The sequence below is a fragment of the Streptomyces sp. CB00455 genome, from assembly GCF_001905445.1.
GTDB lineage: Bacteria > Actinomycetota > Actinomycetes > Streptomycetales > Streptomycetaceae > Streptomyces.
Genome location: NZ_LIVQ01000006.1, coordinates 270,653 through 291,135 on the forward strand (window position 1 = coordinate 270,653; position 20,483 = coordinate 291,135).

Consider the following 20,483-nt stretch of genomic DNA (forward strand, 5'->3'; position numbering starts at 1 on the left):
GCGGCCAGGAGCCTGGGCCGGGCCTGCGCAGGGGCGGCGCGGGGCCTGCGTGGGGGCGGCGCGGGGCCTGCGTGGGGGCGGCGCGGGGCCTGGATAGGCGCGGCGCCGGCCTGGCCAGAGGTCACGCCCGGCCTCGGCCGGGCCTGCCTGCCTAGCGGGTCTTGGCGGGCTTCGGAAGGGGCTTCGACGTGGAGCCGCCCGTGGAGCCGCCCGAGGAGCCGCCGCCCGTGGAGCCGGAGCCGCCGGTCGGGGGCGAGCTCGCCGCCGGGGCGGAGCCGGAGGTGAGCCTGACGTCGCCTATCCGGCAGGTCCGGACGTCCGCGGCGCGCACGGGGTCCTTGAGGGGCACGTCCACCGAACGGGACTCGCGGGCGTCGAGGGTCACCTCCAGGGTGGACGCTTCGACGACGGCGGCCGATGCCGCCTCCCGGGAGAGGGAGACCTCGAAGGTCGCCTTGCGGCTCAGCCGGGAGGTGACCCTGACGGTGGTGACGGGCGAGGCGCCGCTGGTGCAGGTGACCACCACGGCCGTGGCGGGGTCGCCGCTCGGGCTCGCGGACGGCGAGGACGACGCCGTGCTGCCGCTGCTGCCGCTGTGGCTCTTCTTCCTCTTGGACTTGGAGCTGGAACAGCCGCCTCCGCTACTGCTGCTGCTCTTGCTCTTCCCGCTGCCGCCCGTGGACGAGAACCCGGTCAGCGCGAAGACGACGGCGACCAGCACCGCGGTGAACCTGATACGACGTCCAGCCACCATGACCGACCACTCCCCCTCGGACGAACGGCGCGTCACGCTACCAGCCCCCTCCCCCACCCGCACGCCCTCGCCCCCGGACCCCGTCTTCCTGCGCACCACCCCCTGGGTCGCCCCCGCAAACACACCCCGGCACCGGTTCCTGCCCACCACGAGGGGCGTGTCGGCCAACTTCCCTCCTGCGTAGCGGCACTGTCAGACCGTCATGGAAAGATGGGTTCGCACAAGCATCGGGGGAACGTTCACAGGTACGGGGGGTGGGGGCATGTCGGTCACGGTGCCCGACTGGGCGGACACACTGCTGGACCTGATCGGCGTGGCCTGGCCCAATGTCGACGAGGACGCCTACCGGGAGATGGCCGACTCGCTCCGCGAATTCGCCGATGACCTGCTGGATGACGGCCAGCTCGCCAACAACCATGTCGAGCGCCTGCTGTCGGCCAGCAAGGGCGAGTCGATCGAGGCGCTGAACCAGCACTGGAACAAGGTCAAGGGCCGCCACTTCAAGGACATCGCGAGCGCGGCGCGCACCATCGCCGGAGCCATGGACCTGGCCGCCGGAGCCGTGGTCGGCATGAAGACCGCGGCCCTCGTCCAGCTCGGCTACCTCGCCAGCGAAGCGGGGATCGCGCTCTCCCTCATACCGGTCACCGGCGGCCTGTCGATGCTGATCGGCGCCGGTGCCATGCGCGCGACCCAGGAGGTCATCAAGCGCCTCATCAAGGAGTGCGTCGAAGAGGCCGTCGGCTACATCGTCTCGGCGATGACCGAGCCCGCCGTCGCCGCGCTGGAGGGCATGGCCGCCGACCTCGTCGTCCAGCTCGGCTCGATGGCGCTGGGTCTCCAGGACGGCGTCGACCTCGACCAGGCCAAGACCGCCGGCAAGGACGGCTTCCACGACGGCGTCCAGTCCGGCAAGGAATCCCTGCACCTGGCCTCGGCGGGCGCCGGCGGTGGGACCGGCGGCGGGACCGGCCTGGTCGACCTCCACATCGAGCACTCCGAGCACACCCGCGCGGGCACCAACCTGACCCACGTCAGCACCGGCATCCACGGCAAGACCACCGCGAAACTGGCCAAGGCCAAACACCACCACGGCCGCACCCGCGGCCGCGACTCCATCGCCCAGGCCATCGACCCGGTCGCCGACAAGGCCATGGCCGCCCTCACCAAAGCCACCAAAGCCATGGGCGACCACGTCGGAAAGACCCTCCCCAAGGCCGTCAAGCAGATCTCCACGGACCACAAGAAGAACGATCAGGCGATCCACGACGACTTCAACCGCCTGAAGAAGAACGGCGGCGACGGGAGCGGCAAGGCGGACCGCAGTGCCGGAAACGGCGGGGCGAGCAGCCGCACCAGGCCCGATGCCCTGCACGGGGCCAAGGACGAACCGCGCCGCAACGCCATCTCGCTGGACAAGAAGCGCTGCGAAAACGACCCGATCGACGTGGTCACCGGCGAAATGACCCTGCCGCAGACCGACCTCGCCCTGCCCGGCACCCTGCCCCTGGTCCTCAGGCGTACCCATCTGTCCGGGTACCGCTACGGCAAGTGGTTCGGCCGCAGCTGGGCCTCCACCCTCGACGAGCGCCTGGAGCCCGATCCGGTCGGGTTCGGCGCCGTCTGGGCCCGCGAGGACGGCTCCCTCCTCGTCTACCCGCGCCTGCCGCGCACCGGCGACGAGCCCGTGCTGCCGCTCGAGGGCCCCCGGCTCGCCCTGGCTCACGCCGGCGACGACGGCGGCGAGACGACGTACACCGTCACCGACGACCGCACCGGGCTGAAGAGGTCCTTCACGGGCAGCCCCTACCGCGCCTCGACGGCATACTGGCTGACCGCGATCGAAGACCGCAACGCCAACGCCATCACCTTCGCCCGGGCCGCCGACGGCGCGCCCACCGGCGTCACCCACAGCGGCGGCTACACCGTCGACGTCGCCACAGGCGACCAGCGGGTCGCGGAGCTCGCGGTCCGCGCTGCCGACGGGCCCGTCCCGGTCATGTCGTACGGCTACGACGAGCCCGGCAACCTGACCGCCCTCACCAATTCCTCCGGCCTGCCACAGCTCCTCACCTATGACGAGCACGCCCGCGTCACGTCCTGGACCGACCGCAACAACTCCACCTTTCGCTATGTCTACGACACCGCCGGCCGCGTCGTGCGCACGATCGGTCCGGACGGCTTCCTCTCCTCGACCTTCGATTACGACACGGCGGCCGGGACCACCCGTTACACCGACTCCACGGGCGCGACCACCGTTTTCCGGTTCAACGACCACCTCCAGGTCATCTCCGAGACCGACCCGCTGGGGCACACGGTCAGCCGGCTCTGGGACCCGTACGACCGGTTGCTCGCGCACACCGACCCCCAGGGCCGGACCACGACCTACACCTACGACGGGAGCGGCGACCTCGTCGGCATCGTCCACCCGGACGGCAGCGCGGTCACCGTCGCGTACAACGACAGGCACCAGCTCACCGCCGTCAGCACCCCTGACGGCGCGACGTCGCGGCAGGAATACGACGAGCGGGGCAATCCGACCCTGTTCACCCGGCCGAACGGCACGACGACACGGCTCTTCCACGACGCTCAGGGACACCTGACGGGTGTGGACGACTCCCTCGACGGACCGGAACGCATCCACTGCGACCCGGCGGGCCTGCCCCTCGCGATCCGCACCGCACAAGGCGGCGTCACCCGCTACGTGCGGGACGCCTTCGGCCGCCCGACCCTGATCACCGACCCGCACGGGCGGGCCACGGAGCTGGAGTGGACGGTCGAGGGCAAGCTGGCCCGCCGGGCGGATCCGGGCGGCTCCACGCAGGCCTGGACCTATGACGGCGAGGGGAACTGCCTGACGCACACGGATGCGGCAGGCGGGCAGTCCCGCTTCGAGTACACCCACTTCGACCTGATCGCAGCACGCACCACGCCCGAGGGCGCCCGCCACTCCTTCGCCTACGACACCGAGCTGCGCCTCACCCTGGTCACGAACCCGTCCGGCCAGACGTGGAGCTACACCTATGACGCGGTCGGCCGCCGTACTTCGGAGACCGACTTCGACGGCCGCAGCCTGCACTACACGCACGACCTGTCCGGCCGGCTGACCAGCCGTACCAACGGGCTCGGCCAGACGATCCGCTACGAGCGCGACAGCGCCGGACGGGTGGTCGTCAAGGACGCCGGGGGCGCACTCACCCACTTCACCTACGACGACTCCGGACGCCTGACCCGCGCCGTGAGCCCCGACGCGGAGCTCACCTACGTACGGGACGCCTCGGGCCGGGTTCTTCGCGAGCTGTGCAACGGTCGGCAACTCGTCCACACCCACGACGAGGCCGGACGGCGCACGCGTCGCGTCACGCCGACCGGAGCCGTCAGCACCTGGGCCTTCCCCGGTGACCGCAGCGCGCGCCTCGATGCCTCGGGCCGGCAGGTGACGTTCCGGTTCGACGAGTCGGGCCGCGAGACGACGCGGCGCATCGGCGAAGCCCTGACGATCGACCACGCCTACGACGAGCAGGGGCGCCTCACCGGTCAGCTGATCCGGGCGGCCGATGACCGGACCGTCCAAGAGCGCTCGTACACCTACCGGCCGGACGGACACCTCACCGAGGTCGGCGACCGCCTCACCGGACGGCGCCGGTTCGACCTGACGCCGGGGGGCCGCGTCACGGGCGTGTCCGCCGCGCAGTGGACCGAGCGGTACGCCTACGACGCCGCCGGCAACCAGACGGAGGCCGTCTGGCCGGCGGACGACGACTCCGCCACGGGCGCGCGGTCCTATGCGGGCACCCGGCTGACGCAAGCGGGCTCCGTCCGCTACGAGCACGACGTACAGGGCCGCGTGGTACTCCGCCAGAAGCAGCGTCTCTCGCGCAAGCCGGACACATGGCGGTACGAGTGGGACGTGGAGGACCGCCTGGTGGCGGTCACGACCCCGGACGGCACCCGCTGGCGGTACCTGTACGACGCCCTGGGCCGCCGCATCGCCAAGCAGCGCCTGGCGGCGGACGGGACATCGGTCGCCGAGGAGGTGTCCTTCACCTGGGACGGCGACGTCCTCGTCGAACAGGTGACCCGCACACCCGGCTCACCGGAATCGGTCGCGCTGACGTGGGACCACGACGGCATGACGCCGGTCACCCAGGTGGAGCGGCGGTTCCTGGGCCGGTCGGAGGTCGACAGCCGCTTCTTCGCGATCGCCACGGACCTGATCGGGACCCCGCGCGAGCTCGTCGACGAGCAGGGGGAGGTGGCCTGGTACACCCGGGCCACGCTCTGGGGCTCCACCACCTGGAACCGCGACGCGGGCGCCTACACGCCCCTGCGCTTCCCCGGACAGTACTTCGACCCGGAGTCGGGGCTCCATTACAACCGCCACCGCCACTACGACCCGTCCTCGGGCCGCTACGTCTCGCCGGACCCGCTGGGCCTGGCCCCGGCCCCGAACGCGTTCGCGTACGTCGACAACCCGACGCGGTGGACCGACCCGCTGGGCCTGGCCATGTGCCCGCACCGCCAGAACGGCGAGCACCGGCACAGCGTGGTGCTGGGAGTCGACGTGGCTCCCCAGCATGCCTCCGAGACGCTGGCGCGGTACCTGCGCAACGATCCCGGCGACCCGGACTACCACGACCCGACCAGACCGCGAGATCCCGGCGCCCACACATACAACGGTCCTGCCTACGCGGGGCAGGAGGCGGGCGGTCCGGTATGGATGACCAACGTCATGGACGCCATCGGCGACCGGGGGACAACTTTGTCGATCACCTTGGACGGCATGCCGAACAGCAGCGGCCATGTGGGCAATTGGAACACCCCGGAGGACATCGTTGACGCGTTCCAGACGGCAGCCAGGCACGGCGCCCCGTTCAATACGCTGCACGAGGACAATTACCCGCGCCGCGGTGACGGCACGGCCTGGGAGATGAGCCGGGTGGCCGCGGCCGTTACCCAGTACGACGGGGCCGCTGCCTGGGGCGATCCTGACCACGAGCGTCCGGGACGGCCCTGGGAGGAGATCCACTGGTATTCCGAGAACCAGCGAATCCACGTCCCCAAGCCGGATATCCCGGAGATCCAGCCGGATCTTTCGAACCTGCCGAAAAAGAGGTGACATCACCACATGACGAACGCCGAGACTCCCCAGACCGCCTCTGAGATCGTGGCGAAGGAATGGCAAACCATCCTGGCCTACGGTCCCGAGCGGGTTGACCCCGCCGTGCCGCGGGCCGCGTACAACCACCCGGCCCTGAGGGAACTGTTTCCCGCGGTCAGCCACGGCGTGCTGTACCTGAGCAGGTGCACCCGGTATCCGTGGACCCACGATGTCGGCACCGCGTTCCCGCAAACGAGCGGCGGCTACCGAGTGCGCCGGCAGTCCGACAACACGCTCCTCGGTGTGACGGAAACCCTCGACGAGGCCTATCAGCTGATCGCCGCTACCCTCCCCGAGGGCTGCGGGCCCGCCGTTGACGGGACCCCGGACGACCTCTGACCGCACGGGGCCGCGCCGCGGCGCGGCCCCGCATGGCGGCGGCCCCGGCCCACGGTGGGGGCGGGGCCGGCCGGCCGGTGGGGTATCAGGCGGCGTCGACTACGCCCGAGGCCGCGATGGCGATCTTGGCGCGGGTGGCGCCGGACTGGGAGCCCAGGGACTCGATCTTGGTGACGAGGTCCGAGCCCTCGACGACCTCGCCGAAGACGACGTGCTTGCCGTCCAGCCACGGGGTCGCGACGGTGGTGATGAAGAACTGCGAGCCGTTGGTGTTGCGGCCGGCGTTCGCCATCGACAGCAGGAACGGGCGGTCGTGCTTGAGCTGGAAGTTCTCGTCGGCGAACTTCTCGCCGTAGATGCTCTTGCCGCCGGTGCCGTTCTGGTTGGTGAAGTCGCCACCCTGCAGCATGAACTGCGGGATGACGCGGTGGAACGGCGAGCCCGCGTAGCCGAAGCCGTGCACGCCGGTGGCGAGCTCGCGGAAGTTCTGCGTGGTCTTCGGGACGACGTCGTCGAAGAGCTTGAAGACGATGCGGCCCGCGGGCTCGTCGTTGATGGTGATGTCGAAGTAGACGTTGCTCATGGGGTCCATCCTGTCACTCCCGGTGCGGTGCGCTGCCAGGCGGGGCCGCAGCCCCGCCTACCGGCAGGTCAGCCGCTCGTCCGGGTGCCCGTCCCCTTGGCCGCGTCCAGGGCGTACACGCAGCGGTCCTTGCTGCACGCGTAGACCACGCCCGCCTCCGCCACCGGGGCGCCCGTGATCTCGCCGCCCGTGGCCAGCTTCCAGCGCAGCTGGCCACCCGCCGCGTCCAGCGTGTAGAGGCAGTGGTCGGCCGAGCCGAAGTGCACCCGGCCGTCCGCGACCGCGGGCAGGCCCGTGATCTCGCCGCCCGCCGCGAACCGCCACTTCGGGGTGCCGGTGACGGCGTCGAGCGTGTACAGCGCGCTGCCCGCGCCCAGGTGGACGTTGCCGTTCGCGACCAGCACCGGGTCCGAGGAGGACCTGGCCTCGGTCGCGATCCGCCAGCGGTCCTGGCCGGTGGCCGCGTCGAGGGCGTAGACGGTCCCCAGGTAGTCCGCGAGGTAGACCCCGCCGCCGGTGACCGCGGCGCCCGGGGCGAAGGCCGGCGGCGCCAGGAAGACCGCGGGGGCCTCGAAGTGCCAGCGGACCCGGCCCGAGGCCCGGTCCACCGACAGCACCCGGGTGCCGGCCGAGACGTAGACGTTCCCGTCCGGAGCCGGGGTGACGCGCACGGGGACATTGCCGCAGGAGGCCGCGTCGCCGACCGGGTAGGACCAGGCCTCGCGGCCGCTGCGGGCGTCGAGCGCGCGCAGCCGGGCGTCCTGCCACACGTACACCGTGCCGTCGTGCAGGACGGGAGCCGCCTCCGGGGTCTCGAAGTCGGTCTGGGCGCCGGTCAGCTCCCACAGCTTCTGGCCGTTCGACGCCTCCCAGCCCTGTACGCCGCCGCCACGGGTGGCGGAGACGACGGTGCCGTGCTCCGCGCGCAGCGCGTACACCCAGGCGTCGGCGGACAGCCGCCACCGCTCTGAGCCGTCGGTGGCGTCCAGTGCGTAGAGGGACGGGCCGTCGGAGGCGTGGATCCGGCCGTCGGCGACGGCCATGGACCAGGCGACGTCGCGGGTCTTGAACTGGCGGCGGCCGCTCGCCACGTCCAGGGCGTGGACCTCGAAGGAGGTGACGTAGAGCAGGTCTCCGGCGACGGAGGGGGTGCCCCAGACCTCGTTCGACATGCGGAAGCGCCACGGGCGCCAGCGGCCGCTGTCGGGGGCCGGGGCGGGCGCCGGCACGGTGCCCGCCACCGGGGGCGCGACCGCCGACCCGCCGGGCGGCCGGACCCAGCCGGTCGCCGAGTCCGCGGAGGCGTGCGCGGCGGGAGCCGGGGCCGCGGCCCGCGGGCCGGGCCCGATGGGCACGGCGGAGCCGCCCAGGCGGACCGGTTCCCCCGGGGGCACCTGGGCCATCGGCGGGTGGTGCGGGCGCTGCGGCACGGCCTGTCCGGTGCGCGGGTCGACCCAGGAGTCCGCGCCGCGCTGGCGGCGGTGCGTGGCGGGCCCGGAGACCGGACCGGAGACGGGCCCGCGGCGGGCGGCGGCGGCGCCGTCCCGGCCGGCGCCCGGCGCGGGCACCACGGCCGCGGAGGGCGTACGGGTCCCCGCGCGCCGGGTCTCGATCATCGCGACGGCCCGCCCGGGCAGCCACGCCGAGGCGGTGCCGCTGTCGTCCCCGCCGTCGAAGAGGTGAGGGGCCAGTTGCGCCTGGAGGTCGGCCGGGGTCGGCCGCTGGGTGGCGTCCATCTGCATGCAGGACTCGATGAGCGGCCGCAGCTCCTCGGGCAGCCCCTCCAGGTTGGGGCCTTCGCGCAGCAGCATGAAGACCGTCTCCACCGGGTTGGCCCCGTGGAACGGCGGATGCCCGGTCGCCGCGAAGACCAGCGTCGAGCCGAGGGAGAAGACGTCGCTGGCGCCCTTGACGCTGCGCGAGTCCTTCGCCTGCTCCGGTGACATGTACGCGGGCGTGCCGACGGCCACGTTCGTCATGGTCAGCCGGGTGTTGGAGACGCCGCTGGCGATACCGAAGTCGATCACGCGCGGACCGTCCTCGACGACGAGGACGTTGGAGGGCTTCAGGTCGCGGTGGACGAGGCCGGCGCCGTGGATGGACTGCAGCGCCTCGGCGATCCCGGCCGCGAGCCACCGTACGGCCTGGGCGGGCATGGGCCCGCACTCGTTGACGATCTCCTCCAGGGAGGGCGCGGGGACGTACGCGGTGGCCAGCCACGGCACCGCGGCGCGCGGGTCGGCATCGACGACGGCCGCGGTGTAGAAGCCGGACACGGCGCGGGCCGCCTCCACCTCACGGGTGAAGCGGACCCGGAAGAGCTGGTCCTCGGCGAGCTCGGTGCGCACCGTCTTGATCGCGACCCGCCGTCCGGACGCGGACCGCGCGAGATAGACCAGCCCCATGCCGCCGGCGCCGAGCCGTCCCAGCACCTCGAAGGGGCCGATCCGTCTCGGGTCGTGCTGCGTCAGCTGCTCCACCACTCGCCTCCACACCTCCCCGTACGGGTCCTCGTCCGGACCCGCTTCCGCCAGCGCGTGCGAGCCGGCGCGGGGCCCTGCCCCGCGCAGCGTCTCATTCCGGGGGCCGCCCGGGTCGCGCAACCCCGATTCTGTCAGGCCCGCGCCCGGTCCGGCCCCGGCACGGCGCAGGGCCCGCAGACCGGTACGGATCTCCGGGAAGCGGGGGCGGCCGTCGCGAGGGCTAGCCGGCGGGCTCCGTCCGGGCTTCCGAGAGCAGTCCGAAGACCGCTCCCTGGTTGTCGGCGACGACGGCGATCCTGCCGTACGGCGTGTCGAAGGGGTCGGCGGTCACCCGGCCGCCCAGGCGCCGGACCGTGGCGGCGGACCGGTCGCAGTCGGGAACGGCGAAGTAGACGAGGAAGTGCGCGGGCATGATCTCCGGGAAGGCGTCGGTGATCAGGCTGCGGCCCAGGACGGCGGTGGCGGTGCCGGGCGCGCTGCCGGGCGGGGACCAGGTGCGGTACTCGACGCCCGCGTCGTCCTGGTCCTGCGGGACGTAGCCGAAGACCTTGGCGTAGAAGGCGTCCACGGCGTCGCGGGCGCGCGTGTAGACCTCGGTCCAGCAGTAGGCGTACGGCTCCTGCTGGGCCTCGAAGCCGTGGTGGGTGCCCGGTTGCCACAGGCCGAAGACGGCGCCGCCCGGGTCGGCGGCCATGGCGGCGGTTCCGTACGGGCCGACGGGCATCGGGTCCATCACCATCTGGCCGCCGGCGGCGCGGATGCGCTGGGCGCAGGCGTAGGCGTCGGTCGTGTAGAGGTAGACCCCCCAGACGGTGGGCATCCGGCCGTCGGGCTTGGGGGCGAGGGCGGCGACGTTGCGGCCGCCGGGGCCGTAGGCCTGCGTGTAGTGCCCGTACTCGGCGCCCGCGCCGGCCGCGAAGGTCCACCCGAAGAGCTCACCGTAGAAGCGCTTGCCCGCCTCGACGTCCGGAAGCTGGGCGTCCACCCAGCAGGGTGCGCCTTCCGCGAATGCGGCCATGAGCCCGGTTCCTTCCGTTGTGCGGGAATATGCGCCTTCCCACCTCTCCCAGCCATAGTCCGCCCGAAAACTTGTCCACAGCCTGTTGATAAGACTATTCGGGGGAAAGTCCGAGGAACCGGGCGACGCGCCCGGGACGGCCCGGCGGACCGGGGGCAGGCCGCCCAGCGGCCCGGCGGCCCGGCGGCCCGAACCGCCGCCGGCCGGACGCCCGGGACGCCGGCCGACCGACCGGGACGTCAGGCGGCGACCGGGCCGGGGCCGGAGGCGAGGGTCGGCCGGGGGCGACGGCCGAGGTCGGGGTCAGGGCCGGGGTCGGGGCCGGGGTCGGGGCCGGGTCGGCGGCCGGGCCGGGCGGGGGCCGGTGAGCGGCTGGATTCCGCCGTCACGGGCCTCCGGGACCCGCTTCCGCCCAGGCCGGCGGCCCCGTAACCCCATTTGCAGGCGGCCGAATAGCGCGCCCATCACCCCTCGGTAAGCTGACGGCATGACAGGACAAGTACGCACCGTCGACGGGCGTGTCGCCGGCCGGCGCGGCCAGGCGACGCGGCAGAAGCTGCTCGACTGCCTCGGCGAGATGCTGAGCTCCTCGCCGTACCGCGACGTGAAGGTGATCGACGTCGCCCGCAAGGCCGGGACCTCCCCCGCGACCTTCTACCAGTACTTCCCGGACGTCGAGGGCGCCGTCCTGGAGATCGCCGAACACATGGCCACCGAGGGGGCGCAGTTGACCTCGCTCGTCGAGGGCCGCACCTGGGTCGGCAAGTCCGCCTGGGCCACCGCCGAGGAACTCGTCGAGGGCTTCCTGGACTTCTGGCGGCGCAACGACGCGATCCTGCGGGTCGTCGACCTCGGCGCCGCCGAGGGCGACAAGCGCTTCTACAAGATCCGCATGAAGATCCTGAACTCGGTCACCAACTCCCTCACGGAGTCGATGAAGGAGCTCCAGACCAAGGGCAAGGTCGACAAGGACGTCAGCCCTGCCGCGGTCGCCGGATCGCTGGTCGCCATGCTGGCCGCGGTCGCCTCGCACCAGAAGGGCTTCCAGACCTGGGGCGTCAAGCAGGCCGAGCTCAAGCCGAACCTGGCGCTGCTCGTCCACCTCGGCATCACCGGCAAGAAGCCGTCCAAGTAGCGGCGGACCCTTCCAGGGTCCGCCGCCCCGGGCGCCTTCGCGCCCTCACGCCTCCCCCGCCTCGCGCGCCTGCGATCAGCGACGCTCCAGGCGGAACAACCGGATCTCGCGCTCGATGCGCGCCTGGTACGCCGCGTACGGCGGCCAGAACTCCAGCGCCGCCCGCCACGCCGCCGCACGCTCCTCCCCCGCCAGCAGACGGGCGCGTACGGCGATGTCCTGGCCTTTCCAACTGACGGACGCGTCCGGGTGCTTGAGCAGGTTCCCGGTCCATGCCGGGTGCCCGGGCCGGCCGAAGTTGGAGCCGATCAGCAGCCAGCTCGCCCCGCCGCCCTCCGGCATGCAGGCGAGCGGGGTGGTGCGCGGTGCGCCGGTCTTGGCGCCCTTGGCGGTGAGGATCACGCCCGGCAGCATCCGGGCACTGAGGATGACCTTGCCGCGGGTCAGCTTGTGCACCGCCTTGTCCAGGGCGGGGATGACATGCGGGGCGATCTTGGCGAAGAGCATGGTCGAGGAGACCTTTTGCATCAGCTTCACGCCGGGAGCGGGACGGGGCGCACGGGACGCTGGGGATGCGGGACATGCAGGAGATGCGGGGGATGCAGGGGATGCAGGGGATACCGGAGGCACACGGGCCACATGCTCCTCGGGATTCTCCCGGGCCTCGCGAGTCATCAGACGGCCACCTTCCGGCTCTGTATGGGCGAGGTGAACAGGCCCGCGCCGTCGGCGGCGTGCGCCCGCAGCCGGTGGACCGGCCCGAACAGCAGCTCGTCGGCCGCCGCCCGTTTGAAGTAGAGGTGCGCGTCGTGCTCCCAGGTGAAGCCGATGCCGCCGTGCAGCTGGATGGCCTCCCCGGCGGTCACCCGCAGGGCCTCCAGGGCCTGGGCGAGGGCGAGGCCGCCCTGGCGCGGGTCCCAGGCGGCGTAGTAGGCCGCCGAGCGGGCCGCCTGTACCTGCACGTACAGGTCGGCGAGGCGGTGCTTGACCGCCTGGAAGGAACCGATCGTCCGGCCGAACTGCTCGCGCTGGCGCACGTACTGCACGGTGCGGGCGAGCGCCTGGTCGGCCGCGCCGACCGCCTCGGCCGCGAGCACGGTGGCGGCGGTGCGGCCGGCGGCGGCGAGGGCGGCCGGCACGGCGTCGCCGCCGGGCGGTCCGGCCGGGTGCGCCCGGTGGGTCCGGTGGGTCCGGTGGGCGCCGGAGCCCTCCGCGGCGCCGTCCGCTCCCGCCGCCCCTTCCGGGGCAGTCGCGCCTCCCGCCTCCCCCGCACCTTCCGGGGCGGCCGTGGTCCCGTCGCCCAGCAGCTCCGCGGGCACGTCGCGCAGCTGGACCCTGGCCTGCGGACGGGTCTCGTCCAGTACGGCCTGCCGTGACCGGACGAGCCCGGGCGCGTCCTCGCGCACGAGGAACAGCAGGGTACGGCTGCGGGCGAAGCCGCCGGTGTGGGCGGCGACCAGCAGCAGCGAGGCGCTGTGCCCGTCGAGCACCTGGGCGGCCTCGCCGTACAGCCGCCAGCCGCCGGCCCCGTCGCCGCGGGCCTGCACCCCGCCCGCACGGCCGCCGCCGGACCATTGCCCGGCGGTGTCGTGGCCGGTCAGCGCAAGGGCGGTGGCCAGGGCGGGGCCGGGGACGGCCAGGGCGGCGGTGAGCCCTCCGGCGGCCAGCGGCGGAAGCAGGGCCGCGCGCTGGGCGGGGGTACCGAGGGCGGTGATGAGGGGCACGCACAGCGCGGCGGTGGCCAGCAGCGGCGAGGGCAGCAACGCCCGCCCGGTCTCTTCGCAGGCGAGGGCCAGATCGGCGGAGGCGCAGCCGACACCGCCGTACTCCTCGGCGACGGCGAGTCCGGGCAGCCCCAGCCGCTGGGCGAGCTGCTGCCACAGCTCGCGGTCGTACCCGGCCTCGGTACGGACGGCGGCCTTGACCTGGTCCGGACCGCAGCGTTTGCCCAGGATCTCGCGCAGGGTACGGCGCATCTCGTCCTGCTCCGTGGTGAAGGCGGCATCCATCGTCGGGCTCCTCCCCGTATCTGACGGGGCGTCATGTTAGGGCCGGGGACACCAGATGCCCAGGGGGCGGGCCGGGGGGCTTGGCGGGCGGGGGCGCGGGCGGGCGCCCGGCGGGAGCGCCGACGGAGCGCGCCTGCGGGAGCTGCGGGAGCTGCGGGAGGGCGCTACCGGAGGGGCTAGCATCTGACGTAACGTCAGATGTACCGTCCCCTCATGCCTGGACCTGGACTCACGCCCGGACCCGCACCCACACCCGCGCCCACACGCCCACCCGCCCCCCGCCGGAAGGTCGCGGTGGTCGGCGTCGCGCTCTCGGACTGCGGCTGGGTCGACGGCCCCACCCCCTACGCGCTGCATGCGCAGGCCGCCCGGCGCGCCCTGGCCGACTCCGGCCTCGACCGCGCGGTCATCGACGGCTTCGCCTCGGCCGGCCTCGGCACGCTGGCGCCGGCCGAGGTGGCCGAGTACCTGGGGCTGCGCCCCACCTGGGTCGACTCCACCTCCGTGGGCGGCTCGACCTGGGAGGTCATGGCCGCCCACGCGGCGGACGCGATCGCTGCCGGGCACGCCAACGCCGTGCTGCTGGTCTACGGATCCACGGCCCGTGCGGACATCAAGGCGCGCCGCCGGACCTCGAACCTCTCCTTCGGGGCGCGCGGGCCGTTGCAGTTCGAAGTCCCCTACGGGCACACACTGATCGCCAAGTACGCCATGGCCGCCCGCCGCCACATGCACGAGTACGGGACGACCCTGGAGCAGCTCGCCTCGGTGGCCGTACAGGCCCGGGCGAACGCGGCCACCAACCCCGGCGCGATGTTCCGCGATCCGCTGACCGTGGAGGAGGTGCTGTCCTCCGAGATGATCGCGGACCCCTTCACGAAGCTGCACTGCTGCATCCGCTCGGACGGCGGCTGCGCGGTCCTCCTGGCGGCGCAGGACTACGTCCCCGACACCGCCAAGACCCCGGTGTGGGTCCTGGGGGCAGGTACGTCCGTCTCCCACACCACCATGTCGGAGTGGGAGGACTTCACGGTCTCCCCGGCGGCCGTCTCGGGCCGCCTGGCCTTCGAGCGGGCGGGCCTGGGCCCGGCGGACGTGGACCTGGCGGAGATCTACGACGCCTTCACCTACATGACCCTGGTGACCCTGGAGGACCTCGGTTTCTGCGCCAAGGGCGAAGGCGGCGCCTTCGTGGAGAAGGGCCGCCTGTTGCGCGAGGGGGAACTCCCGGTCAACACCGACGGCGGCGGCCTCTCGGCCTGCCATCCCGGAATGCGGGGCCTGTTCCTCCTGGTCGAGGCCGTCCGCCAGCTACGGGGCGAGGCAGGCCCGGGGCAGGTCACCAAACCCGGCGGCCGCCTCCCGGAGGTAGCCCTGGCCTCGGGCACGGGCGGCTGGTTCTGCTCATCGGGAACGGTGATCCTGGGGCGGGGGTGAGGGGGGCGGGGGTGAGGGGGCGGGGGCTACGGCGGTCGGCATCACGTGAGGCTTGGGGTGGCTTCGGGGGGCGGGGGCTGTGGTGGTCGGGATCGGGTGGCGGGGCGGGGCTTCGGGGGGCGGGGGTGGTGCCGGTCGGGGTCACGGACCCGCCCAGCACCACCCCCGCCCCCCGAAGCCCCCGCCCCCTACCCTGGCCCCCATGACCCGTGAGATCCGCGCCCCCCAGTTCCGTGAGGTCCTGCATGCCCTGCGCGTGTGGGACTCGCCGCTTCCCGGCTTCGATACCGGGGACGCCCCCGGGGAGCCGCTCGCGCTGTTCCGGGAGTGGTTCGTTCACGCTGCGGCGGCCGGGCAGCCCGAGCCGCACGCCATGAGCTTGGCGACGGTGGACGGCGAGGGGCGGCCCGACGTGCGCGTGCTGCTGCTGCACGACGCCGACGAGCGCGGCTGGCACTTCGCCTCCCACGCCACCAGCGCCAAGGGCGCGCAGCTGGCCGGCCGGCCGCAGGCCGCGCTCGGCTTCTACTGGCCGTCGGTGGGCCGGCAGGTACGCGTCCGCGGGTCCGTCACCGCCTGCGGCGCCGAGGAGAGCCGGGCCGATCTGGCCGTGCGTTCCCGCGGGGCGCTGGCCGCCGCGCTCACCGGCCGGCAGAGCGAGGTGCTGGGCTCGGTGGAGGAGCTGGCGCGCGCTTCGGCGGCCGCCTGGGAGCGGGCCGGGGCCGAGCCGCAGGCTCCGGCGCCGACGTGGACGCGGTACGTGCTCGACCCCGTGGAGGTGGAGTTCTTCCAGGGCGACGCCGCGCGCCGCCACGTCCGGCTGCGTTACCGCCGCCGCGCCAACGGCTCCTGGGTCCGTGAGCTGCTCTGGCCCTGAGACGCGGGCCGGAAGACCGGGATCCACACCCCGTCGGCGAGCTGCCCGAAGCCGACCTCCAGGGGCATGCCGATGCGCAGCTGCGGGGCCGGGCAGTCGACGACCTGCGTCATCATCCGGGGGCCCTCGGCCAGGTCGACGACCGCCGCGGTGTAGGGGACGCGCGCACCGAACGGCGGGAGGTCGTTGCGGTGGACGACCGACCAGGTGTAGAGGGTCGCGCGCCCGCTCGCCGTCTCCCACAGGACCCGGTCCTCGCCGGCCCAGCAGTGCGGGCAGAACTCCCGCGGGTAGTGGTGCGCCCGCCCGCACTGCGCGCAGCGGCGCAGCAGGAGGCGGCCCTCGGCCGCCGCGTCCCAGTAGGGGCGGGTGAAATCGTCCGCCTCCGGGAGGTCGTGGCGTGCGGGGCCGCTCACGGGAAGAGGCCGATCGCCGCGTCGAGGGACCAGGTCTGCCAGGCCATGGTGAAGAACGCGACGAGCGAGATGAGCGCCATCATCGCGTTCTGCCCCTGCTCGGCCCAGTCGTGGATCATCAGCACCAGGTAGAGCAGGTTCAGGAGCAGGCCGCCCACGAGGGCGACCGGGGTGAGGAAGCCGGCGACCAAACCTATTCCCAGGGCGAGTTCGGCGTAGACGACGACGTACGCCATCAGCCTGGGCCGCGGTGTCACGACCCGTTCGAAGCCGCCCTTGACGAAGGCCCAGCGGTGTTTGCCGGCGACGTCGGCGGCCCAGGCGATGCCGGTGCCGCGTTCGAACCAGCCCTTCTTGTCCTTGTGGCGCCAGCTCTCCAGCCACCACAGGCCGAGGCCTGTCCGGAGCACGGCCGCCCATTCGGCCCCGCTGAGCCAGATGGTCTGCATCGGCAGCCCACCCCTCTCCCCATCGTCCCCGACCTGACGGTACGTCAGTTCAGCGGATCGGCGGCGATCCCGCAAGGGTCCGGCCGCCCCGGGCGCTGCGCGCGCCGTCGTGATCGATCCGCAATCGATTCCCCGCTCGTCCGAGACCCATCAACCCAGTGTGGCGATACGATCACACCTCATGCCCGGAGTCAGCGCAGCACCCGACATGACCACCCAGCCCCGCCCCGTGTACGTCATCGGCGGCGGTCCCGGCGGCCTCGCCGCAGCCGCCGCGCTGCGCGCCCGCGGCGTCCGCGCGGTGGTCATCGAGAAGTCCGACGAGGTGGGCGCCTCCTGGCGGCGGCACTACGACCGGCTCCGCCTGCACACCACGCGCCGGCTCTCGGCCCTGCCCGGCCTGGCCATGCCGCGCCGCTTCGGGCGGTGGGTATCGCGCGCCGACGTGGTGCGCTACCTGGAGAAGTACGCCGAGTTCCACGAGCTGGAGATCGTCACCGGCGTCGAGGTGACCCGTCTCGAACCGGACGGGGACGGGGGCTGGACCCTGCACGCCAGCGGCGGCCGCGTGCTCACCGCCCGGGCCGTGGTCGTCGCCACCGGGTTCAACCACACGCCGGCGCTGCCCGACTGGCCGGGCCGCGACACCTACACCGGGCGCCTGCTGCACGCCGCCGACTACCGCGCGCCCGCTCCGTACGCGGGCCAGGACGTGCTGGTCGTCGGCGTCGGCAACACCGGCGCCGAGATAGCCGTGGACCTCGCCGAGGGCGGGGCCGCCCGGGTCCGGCTCGCGGTGCGCACCGCCCCGCACATCGTGCGCCGCTCCACCGCCGGCTGGCCGGCCCAGCGCACGGGGATCCTCGTACGCCGGCTGCCCGTGCGTCTCGTGGACCGGCTGGGCGCGCTCGTCGCGAAGGCGTCCGTCCCGGACCTGTCGGCGTACGGGCTCCCCCGTCCGGCCTCCGGTCTGTACAGCAGGGTCAGGGAGGGGGCGATCCCGGTCCAGGACGTCGGCCTGATCGACGCGGTCCGCGCCGGGCGGGTCGAGCCGGTCGCGGCCCTGGAGTCCTTCGACGGCGCGGAGGCGGTGCTCGCCGACGGCTCGCGCATCCGTCCGGACGCGGTGATCGCGGCGACCGGATACCGCCGTGCGCTGGAGGGCCTGGTGGGCCACCTCGACGGGGTGCTCGACGAGCGCGGGCGGCCCCGCGCCTGCGGCGGCCGCGCCCCCGCCCAGGCCCCCGGCCTGTACTTCACCGGCTTCACCAACCCGATCAGCGGGATGTTCCGGGAGATGGCCCGGGACGCGGAGAAGATCGCCAAGGCGGTGCGCGGGCACCTGTGCGCTTAGGGCCGCGCCCCCGCCGGCCGGGCCGGAAAGGCACTCTGGACCCGGACGGCGGGGATCTGCCACCGTTCCACACACCACCTCCACCAGCTTTCCTGCGCAGGCCTGTTCCTGACGACATGTCAGTTCAGTAATCTGACTAGACGTCAGTTATTGAGGTTCCATCGATGTTCATCGAGCAGGAGCGGGCGGAACGATGCTTGGATCTACTCACGGCACCCTCACCACCGACTTCCGCGCACGTGTCGAGGCCTGCGGGGAGTCCCCCAGGACGGCCGTCCACTCCTCGGCGCCGCCGTCCGCCGAGGACGCGGTGGCCGTGGACGTCAGCGGACGGCCCCTGCACTCCGAGGTACCTGACCTGGACCGGTTCTTCCGGCCCGAGTCCGTCGCCGTCATCGGCGCCTCCGACGCCGACGGCAGACCCCACACCGGCATCACGCGCCGGCTGATCACCTGGGCGGAGCGCGTCGGCGCCAGGATCCACCCCGTTCACCCCACCCGCCCCAGCGTCTTCGGTCTGCCCTGCCACGCCTCCGTCGCCGACCTGCCCGAACAGGTGGACCTCGCCGTCCTCCTCGTGGCCGACCCGCTCCCCGTCATCGAGGAGCTCGCCGCCACCAAGGTGAGGTTCGCCGTCGCCTTCGCCTCCGGCTTCGCCGAGACCGGCGACGCGGGCGCCGCCGCCCAGGTGCGACTCGCGGCGGCCGTGCGCCGCTCGGGCCTGCGGCTGCTGGGACCCAACACCAACCTCAACGCCTTCGAGGAGTTCCGCGAGGACCTCGACGGCCCGGCGATCGCCCTGATCACGCAGTCCGGCCACCAGGGCAGGCCCCTCTACACCCTCCAGGAGCTGGGCATACGCCTCTCCCACTGGGCGCCGACCGGCAACGAGGCGGACCTGGAGAGCGCCGACTTCATCTCCTACTTCGCCGAGCAGCCCGAGGTGGGGGCCATCGCCTGCTACCTGGAGGGCCTGAAGGACGGCCGGTCCTTCCTGCTCGCCGCCGACCGGGCCGCGCGGCGCGGCGTCCCGGTCGTCGCCGTCAAGGTCGGCCGCACCGAGACCGGCGCCCGGACCGCCGCCTCCCACACCGGGAAGCTGACCGGCGCGGACGCCGTCGTGGACGCCGCCATGCGCCAGTTCGGCGTCATCCGCGTCGACGGCCTGGACGAGCTCCAGGACACGGCCGCCCTCCTCGCCCGCGCCCGCAGGCCGCAGGCCGAGGGGGTCGTCGTCTACTCCATCTCCGGTGGCACCGGCGCCCACTTCTCGGACCTGGCCACGGAGGCCGGGCTCCCCCTGCCCACCCTCTCCCGGGCGAAGCAGGACGAACTCCACCAGTGGATCCCGCCGTACCTGAACGTCGCCAACCCCGTGGACAACGGCGGCCACCCCGTCGGTGACTGGCGTGGCCGCAAGATCATCGACGCGATCCTCGCCGACCCCTCGGTGGGGGTCCTGATCTGCCCCATCACCGGCCCCTTCCCGCCGATGAGCGACCGGCTCGCACGGGACCTGGTCGAGGCGGCGGAGGCCAGCGACAAACTCGTCTGCGTGATCTGGGGCTCCCCCCTCGGCACCGAGGATGCCTACCGCACCACCCTCCTCGGCTCCTCCCGCGTGGCCACCTTCCGCACCTTCGGCAACTGCATCACCGCGGTACGCGCCTACCTCGGCCACCACCGCTTCACCGCCGGCTACCGCTCGCCCTTCGCGGACGCGCCTCGCACGCCCTCGCCCTCGTACCGCAAGGCGCAGGCGCTCATGCGGCCCGGGCAGCAGCTCAGCGAGCACGCGGCGAAACAGCTGCTGCGGGCGTACGGGATCCGCGTGCCCCGGGAGCAGCTCGTGACGAGCGCGGCGGCCGCCGTGCGTGCGGCGGGTCTGGTCGGGTACCCCGTCGTCATGAAGGCGTCGGGTCCCCAGCTCGGCCACAAGACGGAACTGGGCCTGGTCAAGATCGGCCTGACCTCGGCGAGCCAGATCCGCGACGCCTACCGGGAGCTCACGGACACCGCGCGCTACGAGAGCGTCCCGCTCGACGGGATCCTCGTCTGCCAGATGGTGGAGCGCGGCGTGGAGATGGTCGTCGGCGTCACCCAGGACGACCTCTTCGGGCCCACGGTGACGGCGGGGCTCGGGGGCGTCCTCGTGGAGGTCCTGCACGACGCGGCGGTCCGCGTGCCGCCCTTCGGCGAGGACCAGGCCCGCGCGATGCTCACCGAGCTGCGCGGGCACGCGCTGCTGGAGGGCGTACGGGGAGCCCCTCCGGCGGATGTCGACGCCCTGGTGGAGGTGATCCTGCGGATCCAGCGGATGGCCCTGGAACTCGGCGGCCAGCTCTCGGAACTGGACATCAATCCGCTGATGGTGCTCCCGCGCGGGCAGGGGGCGGTGGCGCTGGACGCACTGGCCATCTGCCGCTGACGCCCGCCCTGCGGACCGCCCGTGGCCCCGCGGGGACGGT

16 protein-coding genes are annotated in these 20,483 nt (G+C 73.3%); 8 read left to right on the forward strand and 8 right to left on the reverse strand.

The window, feature by feature from the left end; genetic code table 11:
• Positions 1-151 precede the first annotated feature (151 nt).
• Positions 152-523, reverse strand: coding sequence for a hypothetical protein (locus tag AMK16_RS24690; protein WP_073919451.1), 372 nt, complete (start codon positions 521-523; stop codon positions 152-154).
• On the opposite strand from AMK16_RS24690, the gene AMK16_RS24695 reads away from it, so the two are divergent.
• The 3 genes from AMK16_RS24695 (at position 516) to AMK16_RS24705 (ending at position 6,254) form a co-directional block, all read left to right on the forward strand.
• Entirely contained in the window at positions 516-938 is a 423-nt protein-coding gene (locus tag AMK16_RS24695) for a hypothetical protein (protein ID WP_143196859.1), read from the forward strand. The genes AMK16_RS24690 and AMK16_RS24695 overlap by 8 nt on opposite strands.
• 78 nt (positions 939-1,016) lie before the next feature.
• Positions 1,017-5,873 (forward strand): RHS repeat-associated core domain-containing protein, encoded by a 4,857-nt coding sequence (locus tag AMK16_RS24700; RefSeq protein WP_073919457.1) that lies wholly within the window; start codon positions 1,017-1,019, stop codon positions 5,871-5,873.
• 9 nt (positions 5,874-5,882) lie between these two features.
• Entirely contained in the window at positions 5,883-6,254 is a 372-nt protein-coding gene (locus tag AMK16_RS24705) for a DUF6193 family natural product biosynthesis protein (RefSeq protein WP_073919460.1), read from the forward strand.
• 85 nt (positions 6,255-6,339) lie between these two features.
• On the opposite strand, the gene AMK16_RS24710 is transcribed toward AMK16_RS24705, so the two are convergent.
• The 3 genes from AMK16_RS24710 to AMK16_RS24720 all read right to left on the reverse strand — a co-directional run bounded on the left by AMK16_RS24710 (position 6,340) and on the right by AMK16_RS24720 (position 10,338).
• Positions 6,340-6,837 (reverse strand): peptidylprolyl isomerase, encoded by a 498-nt coding sequence (locus AMK16_RS24710; RefSeq protein WP_073919646.1) that lies wholly within the window; start codon positions 6,835-6,837, stop codon positions 6,340-6,342.
• A gap of 68 nt (positions 6,838-6,905) precedes the next feature.
• On the reverse strand, positions 6,906-9,317 hold the full coding sequence (locus tag AMK16_RS24715) for a serine/threonine-protein kinase (RefSeq protein WP_073919462.1): 2,412 nt from the start codon (positions 9,315-9,317) through the stop codon (positions 6,906-6,908).
• 223 nt (positions 9,318-9,540) lie between these two features.
• Entirely contained in the window at positions 9,541-10,338 is a 798-nt protein-coding gene (locus AMK16_RS24720) for a VOC family protein (protein WP_073919465.1), read from the reverse strand.
• A gap of 487 nt (positions 10,339-10,825) precedes the next feature.
• Between AMK16_RS24720 and AMK16_RS24725 the strand changes: the two genes are divergently transcribed.
• A complete protein-coding gene (locus AMK16_RS24725) occupies positions 10,826-11,473 on the forward strand; it encodes a TetR family transcriptional regulator (RefSeq protein ID WP_073919467.1) in 648 nt (215 codons plus the stop codon).
• Between the two features lie 75 nt (positions 11,474-11,548).
• Here the strand turns inward: AMK16_RS24725 and AMK16_RS24730 are convergent, their stop codons facing one another.
• A complete protein-coding gene (locus AMK16_RS24730) occupies positions 11,549-12,001 on the reverse strand; it encodes a nitroreductase family deazaflavin-dependent oxidoreductase (RefSeq protein ID WP_073919469.1) in 453 nt (150 codons plus the stop codon).
• Positions 12,002-12,147: 146 nt separating this feature from the next.
• Positions 12,148-13,482, reverse strand: coding sequence for an acyl-CoA dehydrogenase family protein (locus tag AMK16_RS24735; protein WP_073919471.1), 1,335 nt, complete (start codon positions 13,480-13,482; stop codon positions 12,148-12,150).
• A gap of 213 nt (positions 13,483-13,695) precedes the next feature.
• Between AMK16_RS24735 and AMK16_RS24740 the strand changes: the two genes are divergently transcribed.
• Together AMK16_RS24740 and AMK16_RS24745 are read left to right on the forward strand one after the other, a co-directional pair.
• A complete protein-coding gene (locus AMK16_RS24740) occupies positions 13,696-14,919 on the forward strand; it encodes a thiolase C-terminal domain-containing protein (RefSeq protein WP_073919647.1) in 1,224 nt (407 codons plus the stop codon).
• Positions 14,920-15,121: 202 nt separating this feature from the next.
• Positions 15,122-15,796, forward strand: a complete 675-nt coding sequence (locus AMK16_RS24745; RefSeq protein ID WP_073919473.1) for a pyridoxine/pyridoxamine 5'-phosphate oxidase — start codon at positions 15,122-15,124, stop codon at positions 15,794-15,796.
• On the opposite strand, the gene AMK16_RS24750 is transcribed toward AMK16_RS24745, so the two are convergent.
• Both AMK16_RS24750 and AMK16_RS24755 read right to left on the reverse strand, forming a co-directional pair.
• Entirely contained in the window at positions 15,745-16,212 is a 468-nt protein-coding gene (locus tag AMK16_RS24750) for a Zn-ribbon domain-containing OB-fold protein (RefSeq protein WP_073919476.1), read from the reverse strand. The two genes, AMK16_RS24745 and AMK16_RS24750, sit on opposite strands and share 52 nt — an antisense overlap.
• Positions 16,209-16,661 (reverse strand): DoxX family membrane protein, encoded by a 453-nt coding sequence (locus AMK16_RS24755; protein WP_073919479.1) that lies wholly within the window; start codon positions 16,659-16,661, stop codon positions 16,209-16,211. The genes AMK16_RS24750 and AMK16_RS24755 overlap by 4 nt, the downstream gene beginning before the upstream one ends.
• 181 nt (positions 16,662-16,842) lie before the next feature.
• Between AMK16_RS24755 and AMK16_RS24760 the strand changes: the two genes are divergently transcribed.
• Together AMK16_RS24760 and AMK16_RS24765 are read left to right on the forward strand one after the other, a co-directional pair.
• Complete coding sequence (locus tag AMK16_RS24760; protein WP_073919481.1) at positions 16,843-18,015, forward strand: flavin-containing monooxygenase; 1,173 nt, start codon at positions 16,843-16,845, stop codon at positions 18,013-18,015.
• Between the two features lie 193 nt (positions 18,016-18,208).
• Positions 18,209-20,443 carry an acetate--CoA ligase family protein gene (locus AMK16_RS24765; protein WP_073919484.1) on the forward strand — a complete coding sequence of 745 codons (2,235 nt, stop codon included), beginning with the start codon at positions 18,209-18,211 and terminating at the stop codon, positions 20,441-20,443.
• Positions 20,444-20,483: the final 40 nt, after the last annotated feature.